Raw genomic sequence first — 14974 nt, 5'->3', positions numbered from 1 at the left:
GCGAGTGGGCCGCGTTCGCACACGACGGCGTTGAACGCCGGCCCACTGGCGAGGCCGCAGCGCGGCTCAGACCGGCAGGTACGGACTCGGCTTGTCGTGCCAGCTGATGCGGAGCGCGTCGCGGGCGCGGGTCGCGGCCACGAAGAGCAGTGAGGGTGCCCTGAGTTCCGCGCGGGCGCAGCGCCCGGGGTCGGTGACGCGGTAGCGTTCGATGACCTCCGTGCGGGGGATGACGCCGTCGCGGGCGCTGGTCTCCTCATCCAGCAGCATCTGGGGGCCGAGGGCCCGGATCAGGTCGGCGACCTCGTCCGTGCCGTCCGTCTCAGCGGGTGAACCGACCGTCGGAACAGGTCACTTCCGCACCATGTTCCCCACCACCGCCAGGGGCGCGCACACCGCACCCCACGCCGCCGAACGCTGGCTCGCCACACACCGGGGACGGACGGGGACGGAGCCCGCCGACGACGACATGGCCACGGCCTCCCTCCTCATCGCGCAGCTGACCGCGAACGCCGCCCTGCACGGCCGGGTGCAGGGCAGGAACGCACGCCTCGCCCTGACCCTGACTCCCGAGACGCTGAAGATCGAAGTCAACGACGCAAGGGGCGAGCGCCTGCCCGCGACGCCCCCGGACGCCGAGGCCGATCCAGCCGCCGAGTCCTTCCCAGTGGGCGAAGAGGGCGCGTACCGCTTCGACCGTTCCGGGGGAGTCGTCCGCGGTTGAGCTGGCGGAAGAAGCGTTCGGCACGGGTCTCCTCGCCCGGTGTTTCCGCGGTCGCGTCCTGAGCGGTGTCCTCACCGTCCGCCCGATCGTCGTCGGCGGTGAGCCGCTGGGCCGGGTCGGCGGACCCGGTGGCCGTGAAGCGGACGCCGTCGGCGGTCAGCAGGGCGCGGACGTCGTCGCTTCCGGCGTCCTGGGGCGTCGCCCACCGGAAGCCGTCGGAGACCTTGCCCTCGGAGGTGAGAACCCGGTACGCGTGTGCCACACCCAGGGTGTTGGCCAGGTGGTTTCCCACGGCCTGGGCGCCGGAACCGAGGAAGGCTGCCAGATCGCCGTACGCGGTCCAGGTGCCGTGGGGGAGGGCGGCGACGACTGGGCGTCCTCCGAACAGCAGCTGGAATAGGGGGCAGCTTGTGAAGTGGGTGTACGGATCACATACTGGTGCCGAAGTGATCAGTGTGACGTCGCCCCCGACGGGTGCGGACAGTTCCCGGGGGAAGCAGTGAGTGGGCCGGACAGCAGACTCGTCCAGACCGCGGTGATCGGGAGCCCGAACTCGGGACGGGCGATCATTCTGCCGACCGACGCTGACGAACTGCTGCGGTGGCGCCGCGGTCACCGTACATACACCTACTGGTGCGGAACTCAGCTCGGCGGCTGTGGCAACGAGCTTTCCGACCGCCTGTACCGGGACAAGGTCTGCCACTTCGCCCACCGGCCCCACACCTCCTGCCACCGCACGGCCACGGGCGCCAACAGCGCCGACCACCTCTTCATCAAGGACGACCTCGCCGCCTGGACCGGCAGACTCGGGATCAAAGGACGTGCCACCTCACGCGATCTCGGGTCCGGACCCGGCGACGCCGTCGACTTCCGTGTCGGGAACGGCAGGCAGCAGCACGTACGCTTCCAGTTCAGCAAGCTCTCTCACGCCGAGTGGACCAGCGCACGTGATCGGCTGACGGGCGAGGCCGACACCCTCGACTGGGCCTTCGGGCCGAGCACCGTGCAACCGGAAACCATGGAAGCACTGTGCGACGAGTACGGATATCTGCTCCGTTTCCGCTTCGAGACACATGGCGCGGCGCGGCACATCCGCCTCCGGGCGGAGGGCCCCCGCAACAGCACCGAATGGGTGCCACTCCGGGCCTGCGTCATCACTCCCGAGGGGCTGCGCGTGCCAGGAGCCGGACTGCGACGCCGTACATCAGGCTCGCGACCTCTCGATGCGGCAGGTCCCGCGGCGGCGCCGAGGTCGCGCGACGACCAGGTTCGTGCGCTGAGGAGGGCGCTGATCAGCGCCGCACGCTTCCGGACCCGGCCCACCTGGGAGGCGCTGTGTCGCACGGCTGGTAGTGACCTGCTGAAGACTTCGTTGCAGGACCGGGTCGGCCTGCTCCTCGCCGTGGAACAGGCTGGTGAAGAGGGCACACCGCTACTGTCGGCCCTTCTGAGAACCGGCGCGGGAGAACCACCGCCCTACATCCGGGAAGTCGTCGCCGCTGTCGGGGGCGGGACACCGGCCACGGCACAGGTGTTGAAGCGCTGGTGTCAGCGGGAGGCCGACCGGGCGTTCGCCGTGTACGGAATGCCGTCTCGCACCGCTCCGGCGCGTCTGGCGCTCACCACCGACGGACGGATCTCCGTGCAGGGAGCCGAGCCGACGACGTGGCGAACCATCGTCCATGTCGAGGCCCGCGCCCCGGTACTGGAGGTCACACCACTCTCTGAGGCTCTGCGCGGTGCACGGGAGAGGCAGGACAGAAGGCTCGTAGTGGGGCTTCTCGAACAGGCGGAAGACTCGATAGTCACCCTGCCGAAATCCGAACGCACCAAACTGCTGCGGGAGATGAGGACGGCACGCGACTGGCTGAACAGCGGGGTGACGAAGCGCAAGCGGAAGCGCCAGGCGCTTGCGAATCCGGGGAAGAAGGCACGGGCGAAGAAGAAGGGCGGCACGCTGAGAGACGCCCGTCCGCTGCCGGGCCTCGGGGAGAAGCCCAAGAAGAGGAAGCCGTCGTAGTGAACCCACGCGCGGCCCGGCAGCCCGCAGGGACCTGCGCCACACCCGCCGAACCGCCAGCGGAAGGCGGCGACCTTCTCCGAGCTGCAACGTCTGAGTTTGCTGAGGCCGTTGCGGCTGTGGGCAAACGAGCGCTGTGAAGTGTGGGGCCGACCGCGAACGCTGCCGGCCCCACGTCGGAGGCTCCCGGCGGCCTACTTCAGATAGGGACCGTCCGCTCCGATCTTCCCGGGACCGTTCAGGACGTACACCCGCAGGTTGCCCTTGCCGGGTGCGGCGACGGTGAGGCGGCCGTCGGTGACGGTGCGGGTGTCGCCGGTGACCGCGTCCCGGTAGGTGCCGTTGGGGATGCCCGTGTAGGTGGCTGCGCCCGAGACGGTGACGAGGGCGAAGCTGTCCGTGTCGCCGTCGGTGTAGCGCCGCTTGAAGGCCATGTCACCGGAGATGCCTTCCGTGGAGTACTGGCCCGTCTGGAGGGCGGGGACGGCCCGGCGGATCTGGTTGAGCCGCTGTACGTGCTTGACCAGGGGCTGTGCCAGTGTCGTGGCGACGGCGCCGGTGGCCGAGTCGACCCGGGAGAAGTCGGAGGCCGCCACGTCGCCGGCGAGGTGGTCGCCGTAGTAGGCGCGGCCCGTCGTGGCGAGGGGGCAGGTGGGGCCGCAGTCGATCTTCTTGCCCTTCTGGAACTCGATCTCCGAGCCGTAGTAGAGGGTGGGGATGCCGCGGAAGGTCCACATCAGGGACATGTTCTCGGCCCAGGCGTCGGTGCCGCCCGTGTAACGCTCGCTGCTCTTGTTCGGGCCGTAGTCGTGGCTGTCGACGTAGACGACGTTGTACGTGGCGTCGTCGTAGCTGTCGTCGGAGTCCTTGCCGTTGTGGAAGGCGTTGCTCGCGTCACCGAAGTTCATGTGCATGCGCATGTCGATGACGTTCATGCCGGAGAAGCGGCTGTGGTCCGGGGTGTGGTAGCTGTTGCCCTCCAGGAAGGCGTTGGCGGACGTGGGCTGGTTGGCCGTGCCCTGCTGCTGCTCGTACTCGTACATCTCCAGGGCCGCCTTCGCGTCGTCGGCGCTGTACTCCTTGCGCTCCTTCCACGTGTAGAACTGCGCCGAGTGGTTGACCGAGCCGCGGTTCCACTTGTCGTTGACGAAGGCGGCGACCTCGCCGAAGACGAAGAAGTTCCTCGCCGCCTCGGCGCCGTGCTGCTGGGCCACGCGCTCCTGGATCGCGGGCAGGAAGCGGCGGTTCCAGGTGGTGCGCGGGATGTGCACGGCCGTGTCGACGCGGAATCCGTCGACGCCCATGTCGATGTATTTGTCGTAGGCGCCGATGAGGTAGTTCTGCACCTGGGGGTTCTCGGTGTTGAAGTCGGCGAGGTCCTCGTGCAGCCAGCAGGAACGGGAGTCCTCACCCTCCCAGTTGCCGATCCAGCAGTCGTGGTACAGCGCCTTGGGGAACATGCCGGACGTCGGGCTGGGCCACTGGCAGTTGTAGATGGTGTAGCCCTCGGGGCTCTTGGCGCCGGTGGGCGTGCCCCAGTCGACGCAGGTGTTGCCGGTCGGCTCGGCGGTCGACCAGAGGTCGCCGTTGTAGTAGGACTTGCCGCTCTTGGGCTCGACGGTCAGGCCGTCGTACTCGAAACCGGGCTGCTCCTCGTCGTAGTACCAGCTCCACTGGGAGTCGCGTACTCCGTAGACGGTCGGGGTGAACAGGCCCTTGGCGCCCCAGCGGGAGGAGTGGTTGTAGACGACGTCCTGGTAGATCTTCATGCCCTTGGCATGGGCGGCGTCGATGAGATCCTGGTAGGAGGCGCCGGCGGACTCCAGACGCGGGTCGACCCGGTAGAAGTCGTGGCCGTGGTAGCCGTGGTAGTCGTAGTCCGAGCGGTTGAGCACCACCGGAGTGATCCACACCGCGGAGAAGCCGAGGCCCTTGATGTAGTCGAGCTTGTTCACCAGGCCCTTGAAGTCGCCCCGGAACATGGGGTCGTCGTTCGCCGCGTTGCCGGACCTCTCGTGCTGGCTGCCGCCGCGGTTGTTGGAGCTGTCGCCGTCGTTGAAGCGGGCGGTCAGGACGAAGTAGATCGGGTCCTTTCGGGGATCGGTGGCCAGGGGCTTGCCCGCCGAGGGCGTCGGCGGTTTCGTGCCGGTGGTGGCGATCGCGGCGGCCGAGGCCGCGGAGACGTTGCCCGCGGCGTCCGTCGCCCTGACGGTGTAGGTGTAGGTGGTGTTCTCCTCCAGGCCGGTGTCGGAGAAGACGGTGGAGCCGACGTCGCTCACCATCTCGCCCCCGGTGCCGCCGCTGCGGGTCACCTGGTACTTGGCGACCCCTGTGTCGTCGGTGGACGGCTCCCAGGTCAGCACGACGGACACGCCGTCGGGCCGGGCGCTCACCCCGGCGGGAACGGTCGGCGCTTCTGTGTCGGGCACCTCCTCGGCGCACGGGTCGTCGGCGTCGGCGGTGACCGTGTTGTCGGCGACGGTGGTGACGCCGGCGGGCAGGGTGTAGTCGGTGCCCTTGTTGTTGTCCCACACTCCGTTGCCGTTGTTGAACGCGGCCGTCATCGAGGTGGCCGCGCCCAGGTCGACGTCCTTCTTCCACCAGCCCGCACAGGCGGTCTGCATGCCGACGCCGGGGACGGCGGTCCAGGAGCCGCCCGCGGGCCGGTAGTGGATGTTGGCAGTGGTCCAGCCGAGGGTGCGGGTGGAGTAGTAGACGGTGGCCCGGTTGCCGTCTCCCGGCGCCGGGCCGGGATCCTGGCCCCCGGCACAGGGGTCGGAGTGGGCGATCACGCCGTCCTTGACCGTGATGGCTCCGGTGCCGAGGGCGTAGTTCGCGCCCCCGTTGTTGTCCCAGGTGCCCGAGCCGTTGTTGAAGGTGGCCCGCAGCCCCTCGGCGCTGCCCAGCGGGACCGTCCTCTTCACCCAGTCCGTGCACGCGGCCTCCATCGCCACACCGGGGACCTCGGTCCAGGAGCCGCCGTCGGGTGCGTAGTGCAGGTTGTACCGGTCCCAGTTCTTCGTCTTCGTGTAGTAGAAGACCGTCGCCGTGCGGTCGGCCTCGGCCGCCGCCGCGGTGGGGTCTGTCGCGGGGAAGGCGGCGGGTGGGGCGGGCACCACCGACAGGACGGCGCCGGCGGCGACGGCCGCGGCCAACGGCCGTCCGAGCCACCGCATACAGATGCGTCTCATGCGTCTCGTGCGTCTCGTGCGTCTCATGCGTGTCTCCGGGGGTGGCGGGCGAAGCAGCAGGCGGGCGATCGAACGCGGAGGGCTTGAAAGGGTGAACGGAAAGTTGCAGAAACCTCTTACGGCAGCGGGAAGTTACCCGTACGCGGCGACGTCGTAAAGGGGTCGCGTTTCAACTTTCCGGCGTGCGGGAGGGGTTGACCGTGGTTGAAGGCCGCCCTTACGGTCACGATCGCAACCGCTTGCAGAATTCTTGCTGCAACACGTTGCAAGTGTGTGCCGACCCGTCGACTCCCCAGACACCGTCGGCACCGCACCCGGGACACCCGCATCCTCACACGGGAGACTCCATGCACGGGATCACCAGCCCAGCGCGAAGAATCACCGCCACCGCGCTCGCCCTCACCGCCGGCGTGGCCGGCAGCCTGCTGGCCACTGCGGCACCGGCCCAGGCCTCCCCGCCCGGAGACAAGGACGTCACCGCGGTGATGTTCGAGTGGAAGTTCACCTCCGTCGCCCAGGCGTGCACCGACAGCCTCGGCCCGGCCGGCTACGGCTACGTCCAGGTCTCACCGCCCCAGGAGCACATCCAGGGCGGACAGTGGTGGACCTCGTACCAGCCGGTGAGCTACCGGATCGCGGGCCGCCTCGGTGACCGCGCCCAGTTCAAGAGCATGGTCGACACCTGCCACGCGGCCGGGGTGAAGGTCGTCGCCGACTCGGTCGTCAACCACATGTCGGCCGGTAGCGGCACGGGTACCGGCGGCTCGTCGTACACCAAGTACGACTATCCCGGCCTCTACTCGTCGAACGACCTCGACAACTGCACCTCGCAGATCAACAACTACGGCGACCGCTTCAACGTCCAGGAATGCGAACTGGTCGGCCTCGCGGACCTGGACACCGGGGAGGACTACGTCCGGGGGAAGATCGCCGGTTACCTCAACGACCTGCTGTCCCTCGGCGTCGACGGCTTCCGCATCGACGCCGCCAAGCACATGGCCGCCGCCGACCTCGCCGACATCAAGTCCCGGCTCACCAACCCCAACATTTACTGGAAGCACGAGGCGATCTACGGCGCGGGCGAGGCCGTGTCCCCGGCCGAGTACGTCGGCAGCGGCGACGTACAGGAGTTCCGCTACGCACGCGACCTCAAGCGCGTCTTCAACAACGAGAACCTCGCGTACCTGAAGAACTTCGGCGAGGCCTGGGGCCATCTGCCCTCGGACAAGGCCGCCGTCTTCGTCACCAACCACGACACCGAGCGCAACGGCGAGACCCTCACCTACAAGGACGGCGCCACCTACACCCTGGCGCACGTCTTCATGCTGGCCTGGCCGTACGGCAGCCCCGACGTCCACTCCGGCTACGAGTTCAGCGACCACGACGCGGGCCCGCCGAACGGCGGTCAGGTGAACGCCTGTTACAGCGACGGATGGAAGTGCCAGCACGCCTGGCGCGAGATCTCCTCGATGGTCGGCCTCCGCAACACCGCACGCGGCCAGGGGGTGACCGACTGGTGGGACAACGGCGGCGACCAGATCGCCTTCGGCCGCGGCTCCAAGGCGTACGTCGCCATCAACCACGAGGGCACTTCGCTGACCCGTACGTTCCAGACTTCGCTGCCCGCGGGGGACTACTGCGACGTCCAGACGGGCAAAGGTGTCACGGTCGACGGGGCAGGCCGGTTCACCGCCACCCTGGGCGCCAACACTGCCGTCGCCCTGCACGTCGGCGCCCGCACCTGTGACGGCGGCGGCGATCCCGGCGACCCCGACCCGGTGTCCTCCGGCGTGTCCTTCGCGGTCGACGCCACCACCAGCTGGGGACAGAACATCTACGTGACCGGCAACCGGCCGGAACTGGGCAACTGGAACCCGGCCGGCGCCCTCGAACTCGACCCGGCCGCCTACCCGGTGTGGAAGCGGGACGTCGAACTCCCCGCGGGCACGACCTTCGAGTACAAGTACCTCCGCAAGGACGGCGCGGGCAACGTGACCTGGGAGAGCGGCGCCAACCGCACCGCGACGGTGAACACCACGAAGACCGCTCTCGACGACACCTGGCGCAACTGAGTACTGCCCGGTGAACAGTTGCGTGTGAGCAAGCCGACACACATGGGGAGACCGGGGTGGGCCGTTCGGGGGAAGGTAGTGTGTTCAAGGCCCGAACGGCCCACCGCGCCACCCGCGGTGGCGACCGCGGCGGCAGCCGCCCGTCCGGTCCGCCCGCACGCGACCTCTGAGAGTGGAGTTCATGAACGTGTCGACCGGCGGCAGACGGTTACGGAGTCGGGGCGCCACGGCAGCCCTCGTCTGCGCGATCATCCTGTTGCCCGGCCCCGGTTACGCGGCGCCGGGCGACCCCGACCCGCGCACCGACAAGTCGATCGAGGACATCCGCGACGAACTGGACGGCCTCTACCGCGAGGCGGAGGTGGCCACCGAGGCCTACAACGCCGCGAACGAGAAGGCGGCCAAGCAGGAGAAGCGGCTGACGACCCTCCGCAAGGACCTCACCCGTGCCGAGAAGCGGGTGAAGGACCTGCGCGACCTCGCCGGCGCGGCCGCGCGGACCCAGTACCGCGGGGGCGATCTCGCCGCCACCGGCATCCAGTTGCTGCTCGGGGACCACCCGGAACAGGCCCTCGACGAGGCGTCCCAGGCCCGCCAGGCCATGCGCGGCCTGGTCAACGTCTCCGAGACCCAGAAGACCGCCCGCGAGGCACTGGGCGAACAGACCGAGGCCGCCTCGAAGGAACTGCGGGAACTGAAGAGCAGCCGTGCGGACAAGGCCGCGGCGAAGCAGAAGATCGAGAAGAAGATCGCCTCTGCCGAGCGGATCGAGGCCGGACTCGAGGAGGAACAGACCCGCAGGCTGGCCGCGTTGGAAAGGCAGCGCGCCCAGGAGGCGGAGGCCAGGTGGACGGAGTCCGGCGGCTCCTCCGGCGGTTCTTCGGGGAAGAGCAGGGGCAAGGGGCGGGCGCCGGGCGGCGGGACGCAGGTGAGCGGAGCGGCCGGGAAGGCCGTGGGCTTCGCGATGGCGCAGATCGGCAAACCCTACGTGTGGGGCGCGGTGGGCCCGTCCTCGTACGACTGCTCCGGACTCACCTCCGCGGCCTGGGCGGCGGCCGGGCACCCCATTCCCCGCACCTCGCAGGCGCAGTGGGGCGGCCTGACCCGTGTCAGTCTGTCCTCGGCCCGCCCCGGAGACCTGATCATCTACTACAACGACGCCACCCACGTGGGCATGTACATCGGAGGCGGACAGATCGTCCACGCACCGCGGCCCGGCCGCAACATCACGACCGCGCCGGCCGCCTCCATGCCCGTCCTCGGCGTCGTACGACCCGGAGCCTGACCGGATGACCCACTCGCTGACCCCCCGTGACGAGGGGAACCTGCCCGCGCTGGCCGCCCCGCCGCTGATCCGCCTCGACGCCTACGTGGCCGAGGACGGCTCGACGGTGGTCAACGGCCACCTGCTGGAGATGGGCGGCATGCGGCCGCCCAACGAGGCGATCCTCGACGCCGTCGCCATGTTCGCCCGGACCCTGGGGGCCCCGGTCGCGGCCACCGTCATCGACCGCACCGTGCAGCAGGTGGCGCGCCTGCGGGTCCACCCCGACGGCTCCAGCCGGACCATCGCCGACGAGGACGACCTCCCGCCCGGGCGGGAGCGCACCGCCGCGGAGGAGGAGGCGTTCCCGCCGCTCGCCCGCGTCGAGCGCATCATCCAGCACGCGCAGCGCGAGGAACTGCACGCCGCGTTCGTCCTGGCCAGCGCACTGCGGGAACACCTGACCCTGCGCCGCGGTGCCGAGGACGAACTCTCCCTGGAGGCACGGGCGATCGAGGCCTACCTCGCGTACCTGCGCGGCGACCACATGCTCTCCACCGTCCTCGCGCTGACCGTCGCCCGTATCCGCTGCCGCACCGACCTGAACCGGGCCGCCCCCGACGTGGCCCGTGCCACCGCGGCATGGCAACGGCTGTGGGACGAGAGCCAGGTGGCCACCCGGGGGCAGGAACTGCTGCACATGTGGGAGCGGCTGTCCGAGGCCGGCCTGCTCCAGGAGGCGTCCCACCACGCCATGGCCCAGGCCGTGCGGACCCGGCTGGCACAAGGCGGCCGTTCCGTACCGCCGCAGTCCGTGCACGCGGCGGCGGCCCTGCCCGCGGGCAGCGGCTCGGCCCCCACCGCCGTCGCCCCCGAGGACAAGCCCCTCAAACCCGCCCGGCGCGGTCTGCGCCGCTTCACCCGACGAGCCGGCAGGTTCCCCGGACAGTCCTCCTGAGGGCCGTCCGCCAGGAGGCGAAACCATGTCCATCATGACAGTTCAGAGGCGGATTTCGTAGGACGGACGGCACAGCTCGCCGGCCTTCCCCGATGCCTGGGCGAGGCTGAGAATCGTCGTCGTGCCCAAGCCCACAGAGGTCGATCAGGACAGCGTCGTGCGCGCGCGGAACATACTCCTCGCGTCCGGACGACGGACCGCACGCGAGGAGGTCGACGCCTGCCGGGTGCTCTCGCGCGTCAGCCCTGCGGCGTATCTGCCGCGGCTGGCTCGCGCGCTGCGGAATCTCAGCCACGACCGCGTGTACCGGGACCGCCCCGAGGACCGACTCGCTCTGTGTGAGGAGGCGGTGGCCGCCGCACACGCCCTCGATCCGGCCCACCCCAAGTACGCCGACGTGCTGTACGACGCCCTCGACGGCTGCCAACTCGCGCTCTACACCCTCGGCCGTCGTGCCGAAGGCCTCGCCGTGCGGGCCGAGATGCTCGCCGTCGGGCGGACGCGGGCCGAGTCGTCCGGCGACGGGGCGGTGTGGGGACTGTCCCCGTGGGCCACCGGCCTCCTGGAAGAGGGCCGCTACGCGGAAGCCGCGGACGTGCTGTCGGAGTCCGTGGCCCGCGGACGCCCCCACGGCCCGCAGGACGGCACGTTCGCCTGGACGCTGCTGGAGTGGATCGCCGCCCTCGACGCCGCGGGCCGGTCCGACGAGGCGCTGACCGCCGTGGCGGAACTGCTCGCCGTGCCGGCGGCGGAGGCCGCGAAGGACGGGACGCGGGCCTGCCGGCTCTACCTGCTGATCCGGTATGCCCAGATGCTCGACGGCGTCCTCCGCCGGGCCGAGGCGACGGCGGTCCGTCAGGAGGCGCTCGCCCTGTTCCAGGAGCTGGCAGCCCACGGGGAGGAGGAGGCGAAGTCGTGGAGCGGATACCAGGCCGCGTTCTGGGCCCTCCTGTTCTTCATGTCCGTCGCCGACAGCGAGCGACCGGCGGCCGGACAGCCCCGCCCGCCTGTCGGCACCGGGGTCCATCACTGGTCGCCCGACGTGAGGGAGCGCTACTTCCAGAGCCGTGAGAGTCTCCGGGCCGACGTGGACCGACTCGCGCTCCGCGCGGCGGACGGCCCGGACGGCCCGGACCGCCTGGCGGAACAGATCCGGCTGCACCGGATGCTCACCGTGCGCTGGGCCCTGTCCTGGGGGTGGCAGAAGGCGCGGCTGCGCGAGCTGTTCGACGAGGGCGTGGCTCTGGCCCGGGACCTGCGTCGGCAGGACGCGGTCGCCGGGGGCAGGGCCCTGGCCACGGTCCTGACGAGCAGCGCCACCTTCCACGTGGCCGCCACGGAGTTCACCGAGGCCCTCGACGACTTCCGGCAGGCCATGGAGCTGCACCGAGGTCCTCTTCAAACAGCCGGCCGGGTGGGCCAGGATGCAGCCATGACACAGGGGCTACGTTCCGGGCTTCCACGAGAGAACATCGCACTGCCGGACGGCTCGGTACTGCGACGGCGCTCCCTGGTCTCCGACGACGCGTTCATCGACGCCGTCGCCGCCGACGTCGAGCATCTGGGTGAGTGGCTTCGCTGGGCCCAGCATCCGCCCACCCGCGAGGAGACCGAGCGGTTCCGCGCCGAACAGGACGCGGACTGGGACGCCGGGCGGTCCTTCGTCTACGTGCTGACCCCGCCGGACCGTCTCGACCAGGTGCTCGGCGGGGGCGCGATGTTCCCGAACGGCGAGGTGGGCGTCCTGGAGATCGGCTACTGGGTCTGTTCCTCGGCCACCGGCCGCGGACTCGCCACCCGGGCCGCGGCCGCGCTGACCGAGGAGGGCCTGGGGCTCCCCGGTGTCAAGGCCATCGAGATCCACTGCGACCAGGCCAACGCCCGAAGCGCCGCGATACCGCCCCGGATCGGGTACCGGCTGCTCCGCATCGAAGCGGACGAGCCGCAGACCGCCGCGGAGGCCGGACGGAGCATGGTCTGGCGCCACGAGGGCGCCTGACCCCGGCGTCGGGGTCCTAGGCCAGACAGGCGGCGACCCGGTACACGGGTCGATGCGGCCTCCGCCCCCGGACGGGCCGAGATCACGGCCCCGCCGGCGGGCATGAGGCCCGGCCGGCCCGCGTGTCAGCCGGTCAGGTCGGCGGCGCGCCGTCGCAGGGCGTTGACCAGTGACCCGGCGGGCGCCGTGACGCGGCCGGGCAGCGACACCAGGTCGATACGTCGTACTTCCTCCGCCACGCCCGTGACGTCGACGAAGCGTACGCCTGGCGGGACCACCGGCAGCAGCGCCGGTGAGGCCGTGGTGACGCCCGCCCCGGCCGCGACCAGGTGCAGCTTGGTCAGCCAGTCGCGGGCGGTGTGCGCGATGCGGGGCCGGCCGGGCAGCCCCGGCCAGACGCCGAGCAGCGGCTCGTCCATGCTGCCGGGACCGGCGATCCAGGGCTGAGCGGCGATGTCCTCGACGTCCGCGGTGCCGCGTTCGGCGAAGCGGCTGTCCGCCGGAACGGCCAGGGCCAGGCGCGTCTCCAGCAGGGGTTCGACGTGCAGGGGAGGGTCGTCCGTGTCGGGCGAGCGGTGCGGGGGCCGCGAGGTCAGGAGCGCCAGGTCGAGGGTGCCGCTGCGCAGCGCGCGCACCAGTGCGGGAGTGCTCCCCTCACGTGTCGTCACCCGCAGACGGGAGTGCTCCCGGCGCAGCGCCGACAGGGCGTCGGCCACGAGCACCGCTCCGGCGGCGGGAAAGTACCCCAGCCGCACCCGGCCGGTGGCGTCCCGCACCCCGCGCAGTTCCCGGTCGGCCGCCTCCAGGGCGTCCAGCGCGGCGACGGCGTGGCGCAGCAGGGCGCGGCCCGCACCGGTCGGCCGCACACCGCCGGGGAAGCGGTCGAACAGGCGGGCTCCCGTGGCCTGTTCCAGCGCGGCCACCTGCCGGGAGACCGCCGACTGCGTGTAGCCGAGGCTGTGCGCGGCCGCGGTGAAGGTGCCGCGCTCGGCCACCTCACGCAGCACCCGCAGCCCGGCCAGTGTCACATCGGCCATGCCCATGAGGCGGCAGCATATCCGCCATGCCGAACATTCGCTGTCGGAATGCCTGCCCGGCTCCTAGCGTCGGCGCCATGCCTCTGATCACCGTTTCCCTGCGGCAGGGAACCACACCCCAGTTCCGGCGCCTCGTCTCCGAGGCCCTCCACAAGTCCATGGTCGACGTGCTGAAGATCCCGCAGGACGACCAGTTCCACGTCTTCCACGAGGTCGCGGACGACAACCTCGTCATACAGCCGGTCGTGTTCGGCCTGCGGCGCACCCCGCGCACCCTGTTCATCCAGTTGTCGTTCAACCGGCGCGGCGCGGAGCAGAAGGCGGAACTGTTCCGGGCGATCGTCGCCAACCTCCGGCTGTACGCGGACGTCCCCGAGGAGGACGTCATGCTGGTGGCCTTCGAGACGGCGAGGGAGAACTGGTGGGCCGCCGGCCGCGTCGTCGACCCCGCCACCGGCTACGACGAGCGCATGACCGACGTGCCCGACGTGCCCGACCTGCCCGACCGGCCCGGTGCGCCGGGTGTGCCGGGCGTGCCCGAGGACCGGGGCCGGTAGGAGCCGCCGCGGTTCCTCGTCAGGTGTCCGCGCCGCCGGGCGCGGCGGGAGCCCCGCCCGGCGGCGCCGTGCTCTGCCGTACGACGAGATGGGTCGCCAGCTCGATGCGCCGGCCGGCCCGGCCGGGCTCGTCCGGTCGGAAGAGCATGCGGGTGGCCTCCTCGGCCATGTGCCGCAGCGGCTGGTGGACGGTGGTCAGCGGCGGGCTCGACCACTGGGCCAGCGGCACGTCGTCGTAGCCGACGACCGAGAGGTCCTGAGGGACCCGCAGGCCCCTGACGCGGGCCGCCTCCAGTACCCCGAGCGCCTGGAGGTCGCTGCCCGCGAAGACCGCCGTCGGCCGGTCGGGACCCGCGAGCAGGTCCATGCCGTGCTCGAAGCCGCTCTCCATGCTGTAGTCGCCGTACCGGACCAGGGCCGGGTCGATCGGCAGGCCCGCCATCGTCATCGCCGAGCGGTAGCCGTCGAGCCGGGCCAGTGAGCACAGCATGTCCTCGAACCCCGTGATGATGGCGACGCGTTCGTGTCCGTGGTCGGTGAGGTGGCGGGTGGCCGCCAGCCCCCCGGCCCAGTTGGCCGAGCCGACCGACGGGACGTCGGGGTCGGGGTCGCCGGCCGGGTCGACGATGACGAAGGGGATGTCCCAGGACCGCAGCCGCTGCTTGACCTCGGCGGGGAGCGAGGAGAAGACCAGCACGACGCCCAGCGGCCGGCGCCTGAGCACGCCCTCGATCCAGTCCGGCGCGGGTGCGTGCCGGGTGCCGCTGCGGGTGAGTACGACCTCGGTCCGGTTGGCCTTGGCGACGTCCTCCACGCCCCGGACGAGTTCCATCGCCCAGACACTGTCCAGCTCGTGGAAGACGAGTTCGACCAGCGGCGAGCGCGGCGGGCTCGCGTTGCGCCGACGGTAGCCGTGCACCTCGAGAAGCCGCTCCACCCTGGCCCGGGTGGCGCTGGAGACATCCGAACGACCGTTGAGGACCTTCGAAACTGTCGGAGGAGAGACCCCCGCCTCTTTCGCCACCTCGGCCAGGGTCACCCGGGCGCCCACCTCAACTTCATCGTGCATGCAGGAAGGATAGGGCATGCGATCGATAACGTTTTGAGTCGGCAGCCGCACGGCCATTGACCAGAAATCCGGTCTCACTTTAC

The 14974-nt window shown here is 70.8% G+C and carries 11 protein-coding genes; 7 read left to right on the top strand and 4 right to left on the bottom strand.

Translation table 11 applies throughout. The features are described 5' to 3' along the window. Positions 1 to 66: 66 nt before the first annotated feature. Positions 67 to 270, bottom strand: coding sequence for a hypothetical protein (locus tag ACFYZ3_RS32110; protein WP_388525092.1), 204 nt, complete (start codon positions 268 to 270; stop codon positions 67 to 69). A gap of 94 nt (positions 271 to 364) precedes the next feature. Here ACFYZ3_RS32110 and ACFYZ3_RS32105 point away from each other — a divergent pair, with 94 nt between their 5' ends. Further along, a complete protein-coding gene (locus ACFYZ3_RS32105) occupies positions 365 to 724 on the top strand; it encodes a hypothetical protein (RefSeq protein ID WP_388525090.1) in 360 nt (119 codons plus the stop codon). Positions 725 to 1223: 499 nt separating this feature from the next. Continuing rightward, positions 1224 to 2744 carry a hypothetical protein gene (locus tag ACFYZ3_RS32100; RefSeq protein WP_388525087.1) on the top strand — a complete coding sequence of 507 codons (1521 nt, stop codon included), beginning with the start codon at positions 1224 to 1226 and terminating at the stop codon, positions 2742 to 2744. Positions 2745 to 2938: 194 nt separating this feature from the next. Here ACFYZ3_RS32100 and ACFYZ3_RS32095 read toward each other — a convergent pair whose 3' ends face one another. Next, complete coding sequence (locus ACFYZ3_RS32095) at positions 2939 to 5920, bottom strand: carbohydrate binding domain-containing protein (RefSeq protein ID WP_388525270.1); 2982 nt, start codon at positions 5918 to 5920, stop codon at positions 2939 to 2941. Between the two features lie 362 nt (positions 5921 to 6282). Here ACFYZ3_RS32095 and ACFYZ3_RS32090 point away from each other — a divergent pair, with 362 nt between their 5' ends. The 4 genes from ACFYZ3_RS32090 to ACFYZ3_RS32075 all read left to right on the top strand — a co-directional run bounded on the left by ACFYZ3_RS32090 (position 6283) and on the right by ACFYZ3_RS32075 (position 12228). After that, positions 6283 to 8007, top strand: coding sequence for a carbohydrate-binding module family 20 domain-containing protein (locus ACFYZ3_RS32090; RefSeq protein ID WP_388525084.1), 1725 nt, complete (start codon positions 6283 to 6285; stop codon positions 8005 to 8007). Positions 8008 to 8188: 181 nt separating this feature from the next. Further along, positions 8189 to 9292, top strand: coding sequence for an NlpC/P60 family protein (locus ACFYZ3_RS32085; protein WP_388525081.1), 1104 nt, complete (start codon positions 8189 to 8191; stop codon positions 9290 to 9292). Positions 9293 to 9296: 4 nt separating this feature from the next. Further along, positions 9297 to 10229 carry a hypothetical protein gene (locus tag ACFYZ3_RS32080; protein ID WP_388525078.1) on the top strand — a complete coding sequence of 311 codons (933 nt, stop codon included), beginning with the start codon at positions 9297 to 9299 and terminating at the stop codon, positions 10227 to 10229. 121 nt (positions 10230 to 10350) lie between these two features. Then, a complete protein-coding gene (locus ACFYZ3_RS32075; protein ID WP_388525075.1) occupies positions 10351 to 12228 on the top strand; it encodes a GNAT family N-acetyltransferase in 1878 nt (625 codons plus the stop codon). 125 nt (positions 12229 to 12353) lie between these two features. Here the strand turns inward: ACFYZ3_RS32075 and ACFYZ3_RS32070 are convergent, their stop codons facing one another. Next, positions 12354 to 13271, bottom strand: coding sequence for a LysR family transcriptional regulator (locus tag ACFYZ3_RS32070; protein ID WP_388525072.1), 918 nt, complete (start codon positions 13269 to 13271; stop codon positions 12354 to 12356). A 71-nt stretch (positions 13272 to 13342) separates the two neighbouring features. Here ACFYZ3_RS32070 and ACFYZ3_RS32065 point away from each other — a divergent pair, with 71 nt between their 5' ends. Further along, positions 13343 to 13822, top strand: a complete 480-nt coding sequence (locus ACFYZ3_RS32065; RefSeq protein ID WP_388525069.1) for a tautomerase family protein — start codon at positions 13343 to 13345, stop codon at positions 13820 to 13822. 19 nt (positions 13823 to 13841) lie between these two features. Here ACFYZ3_RS32065 and ACFYZ3_RS32060 read toward each other — a convergent pair whose 3' ends face one another. Continuing rightward, the gene (locus ACFYZ3_RS32060) at positions 13842 to 14891 is read right to left on the bottom strand and encodes a LacI family DNA-binding transcriptional regulator (protein WP_388525065.1); all 1050 of its coding nucleotides are present in this window, start codon (positions 14889 to 14891) and stop codon (positions 13842 to 13844) included. Positions 14892 to 14974 lie beyond the last annotated feature (83 nt).

Origin of the sequence: Streptomyces sp. NPDC001599 (genome assembly GCF_042893535.1) — a bacterium.
In the GTDB taxonomy this organism is placed as follows: Bacteria; Actinomycetota; Actinomycetes; order Streptomycetales; family Streptomycetaceae; genus Streptomyces.
This window is presented reverse-complemented; position numbering and strand designations above follow the sequence as displayed.

Coding starts and splice junctions, on each gene's coding strand:
- ACFYZ3_RS32090 (WP_388525084.1), top strand. CDS start 6,283: ATGCACGGGATCACCAGCCCAGCGCGAAGAATCACCGCCACCGCGCTC.
- ACFYZ3_RS32065 (WP_388525069.1), top strand. CDS start 13,343: ATGCCTCTGATCACCGTTTCCCTGCGGCAGGGAACCACACCCCAGTTC.
- ACFYZ3_RS32070 (WP_388525072.1), bottom strand. CDS start 13,271: ATGGGCATGGCCGATGTGACACTGGCCGGGCTGCGGGTGCTGCGTGAG.
- ACFYZ3_RS32095 (WP_388525270.1), bottom strand. CDS start 5,920: ATGCGGTGGCTCGGACGGCCGTTGGCCGCGGCCGTCGCCGCCGGCGCC.
- ACFYZ3_RS32085 (WP_388525081.1), top strand. CDS start 8,189: ATGAACGTGTCGACCGGCGGCAGACGGTTACGGAGTCGGGGCGCCACG.
- ACFYZ3_RS32080 (WP_388525078.1), top strand. CDS start 9,297: ATGACCCACTCGCTGACCCCCCGTGACGAGGGGAACCTGCCCGCGCTG.
- ACFYZ3_RS32110 (WP_388525092.1), bottom strand. CDS start 270: ATGCTGCTGGATGAGGAGACCAGCGCCCGCGACGGCGTCATCCCCCGC.
- ACFYZ3_RS32105 (WP_388525090.1), top strand. CDS start 365: ATGTTCCCCACCACCGCCAGGGGCGCGCACACCGCACCCCACGCCGCC.
- ACFYZ3_RS32060 (WP_388525065.1), bottom strand. CDS start 14,891: ATGCACGATGAAGTTGAGGTGGGCGCCCGGGTGACCCTGGCCGAGGTG.